The sequence below is a fragment of the Acinetobacter sp. 742879 genome (assembly GCF_000588535.1).
In the GTDB taxonomy this organism is placed as follows: domain Bacteria; phylum Pseudomonadota; class Gammaproteobacteria; order Pseudomonadales; family Moraxellaceae; genus Acinetobacter; species Acinetobacter pittii.
The window spans coordinates 109,836-123,274 of the sequence record NZ_JFYC01000005.1 but is presented as its reverse complement, the minus strand read 5'-3'; the positions used below and the strand labels follow the sequence as shown (position 1 = coordinate 123,274).

The following is a 13,439-nucleotide window of genomic DNA, read 5'->3' as shown; positions in this document are numbered from 1 at the left end:
ACAACGTGACACAATATACGGCTCAATCGCTTGAAGTTCTTTCTGGTTTAGACCCTGTTCGTCGTCGTCCAGGGATGTATACCGATACGACTCGACCTAACCATTTAGCCCAAGAAGTTATTGATAATGCTGTTGATGAAGCATTAGCTGGTCATGCCGACAAAATATGTGTCACGGTTTATAAAGATGGTTCGTTGTCGGTTGAAGATAATGGCCGTGGTATGCCAGTCGATATTCACCCTGAATATGGTCAAAGTGGTATCGAAATCATTCTGACCAAGCTCCACGCAGGCGGTAAATTCAGTACCGATAACTATCAGTTTTCAGGTGGTTTACATGGTGTGGGGATTTCGGTTGTAAACGCTTTATCTACACGTGTTGAGGTCGAAGTTCAACGTCAGGGTAACCTATACCAAATGGCCTTTGAGCAGGGTGAACCAGTAGCACCTTTAGCTGTTATCGAAGGGAAAGCTCCAAAGCGCGCGACGGGTACAACTGTACATTTTTGGCCAGAAGCTAAATATTTTGATAGTCCAAAATTTGCGTTAAAAGCACTGAAACACAATTTAAAAGCCAAAGCTGTTTTAGCTGCTGGTTTAAAAATTACTTATATCGATCAAATTAACGATGAAAAAATCGAATGGCAATTTGAAAATGGCCTCGTCGATTATTTGATGGATGAATTGCAAGACCGCGAAATTTTGCCAAACCCTGCATTTGTGAGCAGCGGTCAGGCAGACCGAGCGGCATGTGAATTTGCGATTTGTTGGAATGTGGAAGGTGGTGAACAGGTTCAAGAAAGTTACGTCAACTTAATTCCGACTGCACAAGGCGGTACTCATGTGAACGGTTTGCGCTCTGGGGTTACCGAAGCATTGCGCGAGTTCTGTGAATTGCGTAATTTGCTACCACGAAACCTTAAACTTTCGGCAGAAGATGTTTGGGATGGCGTGAACTATATATTGTCGCTCAAGTTCCAAGAACCGCAGTTTTCAGGTCAAACCAAAGAGCGTCTTTCGAGTCGTGAAGCATCAAATATTGTTTTAAATATTGCTAAAGATGCTTTCGCGCTCTGGCTCAACCAACATGCTGAAATTGCTATGCAGTTGGCAGAAATGGCAATTTCTAAAGCAGGTCGCCGTTTAAAAGCAGCAAAGAAAGTCGAGCGTAAAAAAATTGTTTCCGGCCCTGCATTGCCGGGTAAGTTGGCAGATTGTGTTGGTCAAACACGTGAAGACAGTGAGTTATTTATTGTCGAGGGCGACTCTGCTGGCGGTAGTGCCAAGCAAGCGCGCGATAAAAACTTTCAGGCGATCATGCCGATTCGTGGAAAAATCTTAAATACGTGGGAAGTTTCTTCAGATGAAGTATTGGCTTCTCAAGAGGTCCACGACATTGCCATTGCGATTGGTGTAGATCCGGGCAGTGATGATTTATCTGAACTCCGTTACGGTAAAATCTGTATTTTGGCCGATGCCGACTCGGACGGTTTACACATTGCGACTTTGCTTTGCGCTTTATTCGTTAAACATTTTCCAGCATTGGTTGAAGAAGGACATTTGTATGTGGCAATGCCACCATTGTTCCGTATCGACATTGGTAAAGATGTTCATTACGCGCTTGATGATGATGAACTTGAAACAATTTTGAAAAATATTAAAGGTAATCGTAATCCGCAAATTACCCGATTCAAGGGATTGGGTGAGATGAACGCGATTCAATTGCGTGAAACGACTATGGATCCGAACACACGTCGTTTAGTACAGCTCGATCTAGATGATGTGCATCTAACGGCAGGTTTACTCGACAAGTTACTTGCGAAAAAACGTTCGGCAGATCGTAAGCAGTGGCTTGAGCAGAAGGGTAACTTAGCTGATATCACTGTCTAAATGTAGATTGTAGGATAAGTTTATAAAATTGTAGGAATAGTCTATAAATTATGTAGGATAAACTTATAAAAAAGCTTATAATTTGAACAAGGAAGTTCAGGATAAGCTAGAAAATGAATAGCCCTGCACGCAAAATTCAGAAATCTGCTGTTAAAAATATTGTTCGTTTCCCTTCAATAAAGGCTAATGATGGAAAGACAATTCTTGTTGAGTCCATCTTAGAGTCGAAATATTGCCTTCATTTAGAGTTTGACGCTGAGGTAGAGACATATTTCCCGCAACCTCGAAAATTTGAAGTTCCTGATAATGATGGTGAGTGTAGTATCTATACACCTGATTTTGAAATTCTTTATACTTCTGGTGTTAGGAAGTATGTGGAGGTCAAACCTTCTGAATATACTCAAAATGAACACTATCAATCTCTTTTTTCTCGCTTTAATAATTTTTTAAATGATACTAATACTGATTTTTTGATCGTGAGTGAAATTGAAATCTATCAGCAGCCATTACTATCAAACTATGAAAAGCTTTATCAATATAAAAAACGCCCCTTATTAAAAATGAAGAATCTTCAGCAGTGTGCAGAAGATATTTATGATTCGATGCCATTAGCACAGTTAGTGAAGAGGCTTGGTGACCGTGCACACTTGAGGGAAATATATTCATGGATTGCGCTAGGGTATTTGCGATTTGATATGAACTCTGAGCCATTAAGTATGACAACAGAGGTGAAATTCTATGTCTGCTGAGTTATGGGAACAAGGTGTAATCATTGAATTTAACAAGGGTATTCCTTGTCATCGTGCTATGGTCCGGTCTGTAGGAAAAGCAGAAGTCGTTTTAGTAGATATTGAGAATGGGACCGTATTTAGATTGAGTCGAGAAGAACTAGGTACAGTTTATACTTCAGGAGGCATCAAATTTCTTGCGGAATCACGAGATTTTGGCGATCTTAAGTTTATTGATCTTTCAGAAATTGAGCAGCGTGAAACTAATAGAAAATATAGATATATCAAACGGCTTCAGGAAAATGGTATTAGCAAAATCACTGAGAAAAGTGCCAGAAATACGATAGATGAAGTTGCTTTAGAATTAGGTGAGAAAGCACCACATTGGCAATCAGTAAGAAGTTGGTACGCTAGTTTTGTCGAAGCAGGTCTAAAGATACGAGGTCTTTATCCTAAGCATCGATTTAAAGGTCATAGAACTCCTAAGATCGATACAAAAGTTATTGAAATTATTGAAGATGCTGCAAAGCGATATTACACACTTAGCCAGTCGTCAATGGCTTCGGTGGTTCGTAATGTTGAAGCTAAAATTATGTCACACAATTTAGATCACCCTGATGCACCACTTCAGAAACCAACATATCACACTGTTCAGGACCGTGTTTTACGTGGACTGTACCAAACTAAGAGAAAAGGGAGACATGGAGCTCGAGTTTTGCAGGCTGAACTAGCCAAAGCATTAAGTGGAATAACTACTACTAGAGTCTTGGAACGTATTGAGCTTGATCACACTCAGTTGGATATTCATGTTCTGCATGATGATTATAAAACCTTACTTGGTCGGCCTTATATTACTGCTTTGATAGACCATTACTCTGGAATGTTACTTGGATTTCAAATGTCTTTTGAAGAGCCTTCATATGCGTCAGTTTGTTTGGCTTGTTTGAATGCGTTTTTACCAAAAGATGATTGCATGAAAGAGTTGGGATTAAACAGTTTGTGGCCTGCTCACGGTGTTCCTTCTACACTTGTAACAGACAATGGTAATGAGTTTTGGGGACAGAAGTTTATTGCTGTTGCAGATGAATTAGGGGCAGTTTTTCAGTATTGTCCGATTCGTAAAGGTAATTATAAAAGTCGTATTGAACGTTTCTTCGGTATAGTCAATGCACTGGTACTTGATGATTTGCCTGGTGTGGTCAGAAAAATTGGTAAATGTGGAGATGGCTATGATGCAAGGCAGGAAGCTGTGCTCACATTTTCAGAGTTTAAACGCTATTTCGTGAAGTGGGTGACAGAAGATTATCACCATACACCTTTAGAAGACTCAGATTTAACACCTTATGAAATTTGGGCTAGTTCGGAGGAATGCTTTCCAGTACCAGTAGAAGATAAAGAAGAGTTGACTACTATTTTATTGGCTACTACTACACGTACGCTACATAAAGGTGGCATAGAAATTTTTTCGATGAACTATGACTCAAGCCTTCTCAAAGACTTATATAGAAGAGATGGGCCTAGAGAGGTAACTGTTAAATACAATCCTTTTGATATTGGTTATATCTTGGTGCTAGATCAGATTAACAAGGTCTATTTAAAAGTAGATTGCCTGAAATATTCTTATGCCTCTAATCTTTCTGAGTTTGAGCATAAGAAGATTCGAGCTGCTGCAAAAGTTGCTCGACAATCCAAATTTGATAACTTGAATCTCCAAAAGACCAAAGTTCAGCTTGCTAAAGAACGTGAAGAATATCATGCAAGAAATGCTCGAAGAAATAAGCAAGTAACAACATCTAAAGCCGCAAGGTCAGATAAAACAGGTGTCCCTAATATCAGCCTCGTAGTGGATAATTCACATCGTAAGATGAAAGTTGATTTTGAGGATGATGGAGATAATCTCAGCTTAAATGGATGGAGTATGGGCTAATGAGAACTACTTTCGAGGATCATCCATTCATTAAAAGTCCATTCCTTACGAAGATGGTGAATTTATTTGACTCTTTGCGTAATAAGAAGAAAAAATACGGTGTTGCTTCTTGCATGTTGGTAACTGGAGAATCTGGGAGTGGGAAATCTGAGTTAGCAAAATATTATGCAAAGAATAACCCGAAAATAGAACAAGCGGAGCGAACACATATCCCCGTTCTACACTACGAACTAAGATCAGTTTCTACACCAGAAGAATTCCTAAGATCGTTGTTAGTTACTATTGGTGATCCACAGTGCGGACGGGGTGCGAGAAACAAAGGTGAGCTTTATGAGCGATTGATTACGCTACTTAAAGTGGTTGGTATCGAGTTGCTAATCCTTGATGAAATTCAAGTGATCATTGAACGTCGTAGTGCAAAGGTTGTTACAGGAATTGCAGATTTATTTAAAGATCTAATCAATGATACTGAAATACCGATTATTTTTATGGGAATGCCTTGGAGTAGATATCTTGTTGAATCGAATCAGCAATTAGCACGTCGAATATCATACCGTTATACCATTCCACCCTTTAGGATCAGTAGTAACGAGGATCGTGATGATTACAGAAGACTTTTGATGTGCCTATCAGAAGCATATGGGTTGTCTAAAAAGATTAAATTGGAAGAAGTTACAATGTCGCTAAGGTTTTTTAGCGCAACGAGTGGAAATCTAGCAACTACGGTTAATATTGTGCGAGATGCTAAGATGATGTCTGAAATGGAAGATATGAAGGTAGATACTGATTTGTTTGCTGAGGTTCTTAGCAGCTATGGTATTGATGAGCGAAATAATGCTTTTTTACAGCCTATTGAGAAGTTGGTTTTGAGAGAGCTCATTGTTCATTCAGATTGGCATTTTGGGTATAGGGCAAATAAAAATGCGATCATCGATGCTGAATATATTGAGTTTGGCGTATCAAAAAGCAATAAAGTGTATTGTTTGGCAGGATAAATGATAAATTGTTTCAAGGTGAAGCATTGTGTTACTTGATCGATTACGACCAAATGATCAGCAAAAATTTAGTGATTACTTGAAAGATTTGGGAAAGAAAAATGGTTTCACTGATATCCAAGCCTTTAAAAAATTTCTAATAAATTCCTCTAGAAAACGGTATTACATCTATTCTATTGATAGTATTAATATATTTAGAATTATTTCTGGGCTTTATATTGAACTTGGTATTGATCAAGTAGAAGAGCCAGATATTATGCGGACACAATGTTTCAGGTGCCTTGATCGATACCCAGAAAACTGGTCGTGGAGTCAGATAGCTGAATATCCATGTGTAGGGCCGACTTTTACTAGTAAAAAATATGAGCCATTACAGCAATTATTTAAAACTAAAAATAAAGAAGAATATTGTGGTTTGATACAGTGTTCTATGAGTAAGCTTGGGCTAAATACTTCACCTCTGTCAGATAGGATTTATTTCGCTGATCTAATTCCAGAAGGAACTTTATCTTCAAAGAAATATGGATTGATAAAGAAATATCTATAGATAGACTGATAGTCTTAAGATTTTGGTGGGTATTGGATACTTTACTATCGATTGTGAGATCATTGAGATGCTTCTCGCCAGACCTAGAATCGAACCAAATGAATGCTTAGTTAGTTATTTGATTCGAATATCAGAGAAAAATGGCTTTAAGCACATAGGTCATTTACTGCGTCACGCTGGTTTGGCTTGGAAAAATAATCGTGTACCAGTTCATCAGATTTTAACTGGTGAGTTTGATCTTACTGTGTATTTGTTACAGCTTGGGTTAACAAGTTGTTCCTCTAAAATTGAGCCAATATTTCATTCTTTTCAACACGTCATTGATACCCCCTATCTACTTGTGAAGTATCCAAAGGTCTGCCCAGATTGTATTGAAGAATTTGGATTCTGTAGATTTGAATGGAGCTTATTACCATACCTTGCATGTGTGCGACATGGAAAATTATTGATAGATATGCATTCTGGTACTGGCAAACGGTTGAATTGGTATCGTAGGTATTTAAATAAGTTTGATGATACTGATGTTATTAATTCATTAAGTGATGTTGCTCCGTCTGAGGCAATCAAACTCAGCCAATATATTGAAGCACTATTACAAGGAGGAAATGGAATTTCTTGCCCTGAAATTTTGCAAGGTTTGGAGCTCCGAGAATCTCTTAGCTTAATTCATTTTATTGCTCATTATAGATCAAGGTTATTAGATGGTTCGTTTCAATCTCTTTCAATAACGAATGGTGAGCTTGTTCAACATTATCAGTACGTATGGGCAATGCTTGAGAATTGGCCAGATGATTACTACAAGTTTCTCAACCAATATCTTGAGCATCCGATGAGCAAGAAAGGTGTTGGTGGCCTACATAAACATTTTAGGGATTTATATGAGTCCCTACATCGTCAGAGTGAAAACAAGGGGATTGCTCGGATAAAAGTTGAATTTGACCGTTACATAGAGAATTATTGGCCTAGTGTCTTAGAGCCGAAGCGTATAACACGCATCCAGTTAACTACCCTAGAACGAAATATTATTTCCAAAAAAGAAGCTGCCAAAATTCTTAATTGTCATCCAGATAGAGTGGATAAATTAGTACAACAACAAAAGCTCACACCTAGTATTTTTGAAGAGAAAAAACACTATTCCCGCGAACAGGTTGAGGGTCTTGCAATACAGATATCCTCAAATTGGACGATGGATGAGGCTTGTGAGACATTACAGCTCACAAGATATCAGCTAAAGCAATTGTTAGATGCAGGTATATTACATACGCTTCAGCGCCCAGATACTTTCAACCGAGATTGGATCATTGATAAAGTACAATGCCAAGAACTGATAGCGAGTTTATGCTACAAAGCGCGGAAGAGTACTCCGCCATTGGGATCGCTATCAATGAGAAGTATGCAGCGTAGAGGTTACTCAATAGTTCGATTAGTTCTAGCTATGCAAGTTGGGGAGATTGAATTTGGGTATTCCTTCGATGTTGATCATCCTTTAAGTTGCAAGCAATTTACGGATTTTGCTTTCAAATAGCATTTTAGACAACTAAAGATTGATAGTAAGAACCCATAGATTTGCGAATAGAAACTGTTGAGGTGCTAGGGTTTGAGCCTTTTAAATTAGTCACTATATTTTTGCTAAATTTTAAATTTCCTGGTATCCTGGCAATTATTTGTTTTTATGTTCTCATATGTCTAGCACTCGAAAATTTCTTGACTTATTTGCTGGTGCTGGCGGTCTGTCTGAAGGGTTTATCCGTGCTGGGTTCAAGCCAATCGCCCATGTAGAAGCAGATGCTTCAGCATGCTTTACACTTAAAACACGCCAAGCATTTCATTGGCTTAAAAATAATAACTCGATAGATAAATATTCAAAATATTTGAAAAATGAAATAACTCGTCAGGAACTTTACGATGCTATTCCTTCGAATGAAATAGACTCTATTATTAACGAGGTTATTGGCCCTGATACTCTTAAATCTATATTTAAAAAAGTGGATGCTCAATTAGGTAATTCAAAATTAGATCTAATCATTGGTGGCCCACCTTGTCAGGCTTATTCTCTTGTAGGCCGTTCACGCAGTAATATGGTCAATGATCCAAGGAATCATCTATATGTTTACTACGCTGAATTTTTGAAAAAATATAAACCTAAATATTTTGTTTTTGAAAATGTGCTGGGCCTTTTGACTGCCGTAGACTCTAATAGTGAACTCTATTTTGATAAGATGAAAGCCTTGTTTGTCGAAATAGGTTATACAATTGAGTATCGAGTACTTTCTGCAAATGAATATGGTGTTCTTCAAAATCGTAAACGCATTATTTTGGTAGGCAAACGAGGGCACCGCAGTAAGAAATCTTTTTATCCTGAACCAGAACAATGGCTGCCACAAGCTAATGTGTGGGATCTATTAAAAGACCTTCCTCCAATACCTGCTGGTGGAGGTCAAACTATGCCATTAGAACCGATCACTAAGCCGTCAGAATGGCTTGAACGGGCTCAAATTTGTTCAAGTCTTCCTCTAACATGGCATGAAGCTCGTCCACATTCCAAACAAGATTTAGAAATTTATCAGCATGTCGTCAATTTATGGAATACTGAGAAAAGACGATTACATTATGATGATTTACCTGAATATTTAAAAAGTCATAAAGGTAGAAATTCATTTGTAGATCGGTTCAAAGTTGTTGCTGGTGATTTAACTGCCTGCCATACTGTAGTTGCACATATTTCTAAGGATGGGCATCACTATATTCATCCTGATATTGAACAAAACCGTTCATTAACACCTAGAGAAGCGGCAAGAATTCAAAGTTTTCCTGATGATTACTATTTTGAGAATGTTTCAGGAAAACCTGCACGAACTAGTGCTTTTAAACAAATTGGGAATGCAGTACCTGTTTTACTTGCACAAAAAATTGCAGAACAACTATTAAGGGATTGGTAATGGAAAACTCTTTGCTATCAAATGCTTCAAATCAAAATATAAAAGAATCTGAACAAACAACTGAAACAGTTGAAAAAAGTAATCTTGAATTAAGTTTTGACCCAAAGACTATCCAACACTTAGGGGTATCTCTTTATTCACAATTACCAAGCGTATTATCAGAATTAGTATCTAATTCATGGGACGCTGATGCAGAAAATGTAACTATCTCATTTAACAATGAAAATGGTAAAGAAATCATATACTCGGATGATGGTCATGGTATGACATTTGAAGAATTAAATGAGAAATATCTTGTAATTGGAAGAAATCGTCGTGAAGAAACTTCACTATCTCCTAAGGGTCGGAAACCAATTGGAAAAAAAGGTCTTGGTAAACTTTCAGTATTTGGGATATGCGATCTTGTTACTGTAATATCAGTAAAAAATAATTTAAAAAACAGTTTCACGATGGATTTAAAACAAATTTTAAGTTCATCCAGTGGAATATATACTCCTGTAGTAAATATAAAAAATCAACCGACTGAAGAATCAAGCTCCACGAAAATTATTCTGCAAAATATTAGACGGAAAACTGATTTTGATACGGTTAATATTGCTATTAGTCTTGCTAAAAAGTTTACAATTTTTGATCAACTGAATGTGATGCTCAAAGATAAAAATTTGAAAAAGAAAGAGTCTTTGATTTTAAAAGATGGAGAGTTATTAATTACTAATGAATTAAAATTTCAAGGATTAAATGTACAATTCTCTTGGGACTTTCCTGAGGATAGCTTAACAAACTATAAGTATGATAATAAATCTTCTATTACTGGAAAAATTATTACTACTAAAACTCCTATTAGTTCACAGGATATGAGGGGTATTTACTTAACCTCGAGAGGCAAGATTGTAAACCAAGCAGAGTTTTATGGAGCTCGTGATAATGATCAATTTCATACCTATGTTACTGGTTATTTAGCCATCGACTTTATTGATGATGAAGATGAAGATCTTATTTCCACAGATCGTCACTCTTTAAATTGGGAGAATGATCTAACAAAAGAATTAAAAGAGTATCTTCAAGAAATTATTAAAAAACTAAATGGTGAATGGAGAAAAAAAAGGGGAGAAGAAAGATCTAAAGAATTAGCAAAGCAGGATGTTGATGTTCAGAAATTTGTTGATAATTTACCATCTCATCAGCGTGATTTAGGGAAAAAAATCATAGACCCGATTTTGTCTGCACCTAATATTGACAATGATATTGCACTAAACGTTACTAAAAATGTAATTGCTAAGTTTAATAATGATGACTTTAAAGAGTATGCATCAAGTATTGCTGAGCTAGATATTACTGATGAAAACAAAGTTAAATTATTAAGTTATCTTGATGATTGGAAAATTGTCGAAAATAAACAATATTCAAGTCTTGCACAAACACGAATTGAAGTAATTAATAAATTTGAGCAATATATTAATTGTTATACGAAAGAAGTGCCTACTCTTCATAATTTTTTAAAAGATTTTCCTTGGTTAATTGACCCTCGAATTCTAGAGTTTGAAGACGAAGTTAGATTTTCAAAAATTTTGAAAGAAAAATTTCCTGAAGAAGATTTAGAAGAAAAAGACAGAAGAATTGATTTTCTTTGTACAAATTTTTTAGGACAAGTTCTGTATATTGTCGAAATAAAACATAGCGAGTATGAAATTGATCTCAAAGCTTTGGAACAGGCTAATCATTATCAAGCATTTGTTAAACAAAAATTTAAAACGGAGCTAGCTATATCTAATGTTGTTAGTTATATAGTTGGTGGAACGATTAAAGATGATTATTTAGTTCAAGACAAAATAGATACTTATCGTTCATCTGGTAAAGTTTTTGCTAAAACATACACAGAGTTGCTACAACAATCCAAATCGTATCATAAAGAATTTATTGAAAAACATAAGGAGCTAAATTCTTAAATTGTATAGATAAGTAGAACCACTCGAGTTACTTTCGATATGCTTTCATAATTTTTTCTAAAGGGGATATTTTCCCCTTTTTCAATCTATCTTTGATAGGAGTTGAAAAATGCATTTATTCTTGGATTGTGAATTTAATGGCTGGCATGATCAAGGTACAGGTGAGTTGATTTCATTAGGTTTAGTATCTGTTGACGGTAAATATGAGTTTTATGAAGTGGTGGGTTGTAAAAATCCTAGTCCCTTTGTTGAAAAACACGTACTGCCAATTTTAGGGCAATCAGCTATTCCTATGTGGGAATTAGTTAATAAGTTATGCAGCTTCTTATGGGAAGTAAATAATCAGGAAGATGGCGATATTACTATCGTAGCTGACTATCCTTCAGATATAGAGTTATTTAACCGTATTTTGCTCTTAGGACAAGGGCAATGTATCAATGTTCCAGTATTAGGTTTCTTACTCGATTTGTCACTCACTACGAAGAACTCTATGATTCCTCACAATGCATTAGCTGATGCTAGAGCTTTGAGCAAAGATTATGCGTTGAAGTACGCTCATAAAATTGTAAAGTGAGTTGGCATTGAAATTAGCCACAAAAAAGTGGCTTTTTATAATCTTATCCTACAATTTAATTTATAGACTTATGCTTCAAAAGGCTTAGTTGAGCGCGTACTAGGCCATTTTTTTATAAAGTTATCCTACAACTGACACTAAAAAGGCGTAAAAAATCCCCGCTCAATTGGCGGGGATTTTTTTATGTAAATCTAAATTGTTGGAAATCACCACAACGATTTCTAATATTAAATTAAAATAGACAGATCTGTATATTTTAATTTAGGTCGTAATTTTTATAGCCTGTGGGAATTGAAAAATATCACAATTCGCTCCACCTCCAATTCGATCTACTACTGCAAAATCACTTGGTGCCTCAAAGGTAAGCAAAGGATGATGCCATGTGCCTGCCCGATAATTGATGCTTTGCTGTCCGTTTGAAATAAAAGCACATAACTTTGAAATATCAGGAGTATTTTCGTCCAAAGCGGGTGCCACGATAATTAAAAACTTTTGTTGTTGTAGTGGAATAAATGCCTGAGAGCCTTTTGGATGGCGCTCTAACATTGAAATCTCTAAAGGCAGCACACTGGCTTTAATATTACGGAAAATACTAATTCCTGCCTTTGCTTCCCCTTCAATTTCAGTTTCAACGAGCGCATGATAGCGCTCAGTGTGGGCATCGTTAATATGAAAAAAGTCATGCCCGTCGCAACAGATGACTTCTCCAAAGGGCTGAAAGTTTTCAATTGTTAAGGGCTGAATTTGAACATTCTTCATTATCATGACTTGGCAATTTTCCCCCATAAACGAACACGGCTAATACCACCATCTGGAATCATGTTAATACGAATATGCGAGATTTTTTCATGTTGTAAAATCTCATTCACATATTCATGAATATGATCCATTTGCATCGGTTGGGCTTCTAGTAAGTAAGACCAGAACATACTTTGAGGAATTAACTGTGCATCGGTTGCGTTTTCAAGGTAAACCGCCTGAATAGATACTTGGGCAGGGAAATTCCCTTTAAAATGAGCCGTATCAATTTCAAGTTTCTCAATTTTTCCGCTCTTACCCAACGCAAGAATACACCAGTCATAACCCGGAGCACGGCGGCGTTTGGTTTCCCATCCATCGCCCATATTGACTCCGCGGCCTGGGTTAATCAAATTACGCGGGTGTCCAAAATGAGCATCACTATAGGCAACTACACGGCCACCATTTTCGAGAGCCAATAAATCGAGAGTTTGTTCACTGTCAGTTACCTGAATATGAACATCACCATAGACACGTAAACGGGCAATACCGCCATCTGGGAAAATATTAAGGCGTATATGAGTGAAAAGTGCATCATTATTGACCATAAAAATATGATGCTGGCTCGGGCCTAGTTCAGTATTTCCTAAAACATTCTCCCATTTTGCCCCTGTCAGGTCCCCATTTGGTGCATAACATGCTTCTAATGATGCAGATGCAGGATAATTTCCTGTAAAAAAGCTGGTATCAATATCAAGAGCAGTGATTTTTCCACTTACGCCTAACTTCACGATACACCAATCATAACCTGCGTGACGTTTACGGCGCGTCTCCCATCCATCCATCCATTTGCCGTTGTCATCAAATTTATCTTCAACAAAAATAGGTGCATCAAATTGCAGCATACGTTTTGCTTCAGCAAAGAAATCATCTGAACACTCAATGACTTGTGCACCAATTCGAGCATCTGCCAAATTGGTTTTAGTATTCAAAATCTCAGGAAGTTCAAATGCTGGAGCGTGCAATGTTGCCATAATGGAGTATCCGTATTTCTTGTTAAAAACATGATTTTTCATTTAAAACTGCGCCAACACGGAGTGTGCTGAGACGAGTTTTACACGTAAATATATAAGCATGGTGCATGCCAGTTTTGTGG

Annotated in this window: 11 protein-coding genes; 9 read left to right on the top strand and 2 right to left on the bottom strand. The window is 36.9% G+C overall.

Annotation, left to right across the window (positions count from 1 at the left end; genetic code table 11):
- Positions 1-5 precede the first annotated feature (5 nt).
- From parE to J690_RS12570, 9 genes are all read left to right on the top strand, one after another.
- Positions 6-1,889 (top strand): DNA topoisomerase IV subunit B, encoded by a 1,884-nt coding sequence (gene parE / locus J690_RS12610; RefSeq protein WP_032036175.1) that lies wholly within the window; start codon positions 6-8, stop codon positions 1,887-1,889.
- A 113-nt stretch (positions 1,890-2,002) separates the two neighbouring features.
- Positions 2,003-2,638, top strand: coding sequence for a TnsA endonuclease N-terminal domain-containing protein (locus tag J690_RS12605; RefSeq protein ID WP_050688049.1), 636 nt, complete (start codon positions 2,003-2,005; stop codon positions 2,636-2,638).
- Complete coding sequence (locus tag J690_RS12600; protein WP_032036172.1) at positions 2,628-4,544, top strand: Mu transposase C-terminal domain-containing protein; 1,917 nt, start codon at positions 2,628-2,630, stop codon at positions 4,542-4,544. Before J690_RS12605 ends, J690_RS12600 begins: the two co-directional genes overlap by 11 nt.
- Positions 4,544-5,539 carry a TniB family NTP-binding protein gene (locus J690_RS12595; protein ID WP_171073732.1) on the top strand — a complete coding sequence of 332 codons (996 nt, stop codon included), beginning with the start codon at positions 4,544-4,546 and terminating at the stop codon, positions 5,537-5,539. Before J690_RS12600 ends, J690_RS12595 begins: the two co-directional genes overlap by 1 nt.
- A gap of 28 nt (positions 5,540-5,567) precedes the next feature.
- On the top strand, positions 5,568-6,086 hold the full coding sequence (locus J690_RS12590; RefSeq protein ID WP_032036169.1) for a hypothetical protein: 519 nt from the start codon (positions 5,568-5,570) through the stop codon (positions 6,084-6,086).
- Positions 6,087-6,153: 67 nt separating this feature from the next.
- Positions 6,154-7,611, top strand: coding sequence for a TniQ family protein (locus J690_RS12585; protein WP_032036168.1), 1,458 nt, complete (start codon positions 6,154-6,156; stop codon positions 7,609-7,611).
- Between the two features lie 157 nt (positions 7,612-7,768).
- Positions 7,769-9,025 (top strand): DNA cytosine methyltransferase, encoded by a 1,257-nt coding sequence (locus J690_RS12580; RefSeq protein ID WP_032036167.1) that lies wholly within the window; start codon positions 7,769-7,771, stop codon positions 9,023-9,025.
- Positions 9,025-10,971, top strand: coding sequence for an ATP-binding protein (locus J690_RS12575; protein WP_081405153.1), 1,947 nt, complete (start codon positions 9,025-9,027; stop codon positions 10,969-10,971). The genes J690_RS12580 and J690_RS12575 overlap by 1 nt, the downstream gene beginning before the upstream one ends.
- A 109-nt stretch (positions 10,972-11,080) precedes the next feature.
- Positions 11,081-11,545: a 3'-5' exonuclease family protein gene (locus tag J690_RS12570; protein ID WP_032036162.1), complete on the top strand. Its 465-nt coding sequence runs from the start codon at positions 11,081-11,083 to the stop codon at positions 11,543-11,545.
- 261 nt (positions 11,546-11,806) lie between these two features.
- Here the strand turns inward: J690_RS12570 and J690_RS12565 are convergent, their stop codons facing one another.
- Together J690_RS12565 and alc are read right to left on the bottom strand one after the other, a co-directional pair.
- Entirely contained in the window at positions 11,807-12,310 is a 504-nt protein-coding gene (locus J690_RS12565; RefSeq protein ID WP_032036161.1) for an ureidoglycolate lyase, read from the bottom strand.
- Positions 12,307-13,317, bottom strand: a complete 1,011-nt coding sequence (gene alc / locus J690_RS12560) for an allantoicase (protein WP_002121874.1) — start codon at positions 13,315-13,317, stop codon at positions 12,307-12,309. The genes J690_RS12565 and alc overlap by 4 nt, the downstream gene beginning before the upstream one ends.
- Positions 13,318-13,439: the final 122 nt, after the last annotated feature.

Excerpts from the sequence above, each read along its gene's own strand:
- J690_RS12605 (WP_050688049.1), top strand. The coding sequence starts at position 2,003 with ATGAATAGCCCTGCACGCAAAATTCAGAAATCTGCTGTTAAAAATATT.
- J690_RS12600 (WP_032036172.1), top strand. The coding sequence starts at position 2,628 with ATGTCTGCTGAGTTATGGGAACAAGGTGTAATCATTGAATTTAACAAG.
- J690_RS12595 (WP_171073732.1), top strand. The coding sequence starts at position 4,544 with ATGAGAACTACTTTCGAGGATCATCCATTCATTAAAAGTCCATTCCTT.
- J690_RS12585 (WP_032036168.1), top strand. The coding sequence starts at position 6,154 with ATGCTTCTCGCCAGACCTAGAATCGAACCAAATGAATGCTTAGTTAGT.
- J690_RS12580 (WP_032036167.1), top strand. The coding sequence starts at position 7,769 with ATGTCTAGCACTCGAAAATTTCTTGACTTATTTGCTGGTGCTGGCGGT.
- J690_RS12575 (WP_081405153.1), top strand. The coding sequence starts at position 9,025 with ATGGAAAACTCTTTGCTATCAAATGCTTCAAATCAAAATATAAAAGAA.
- J690_RS12570 (WP_032036162.1), top strand. The coding sequence starts at position 11,081 with ATGCATTTATTCTTGGATTGTGAATTTAATGGCTGGCATGATCAAGGT.
- J690_RS12565 (WP_032036161.1), bottom strand. The coding sequence starts at position 12,310 with ATGATAATGAAGAATGTTCAAATTCAGCCCTTAACAATTGAAAACTTT.
- alc (WP_002121874.1), bottom strand. The coding sequence starts at position 13,317 with ATGGCAACATTGCACGCTCCAGCATTTGAACTTCCTGAGATTTTGAAT.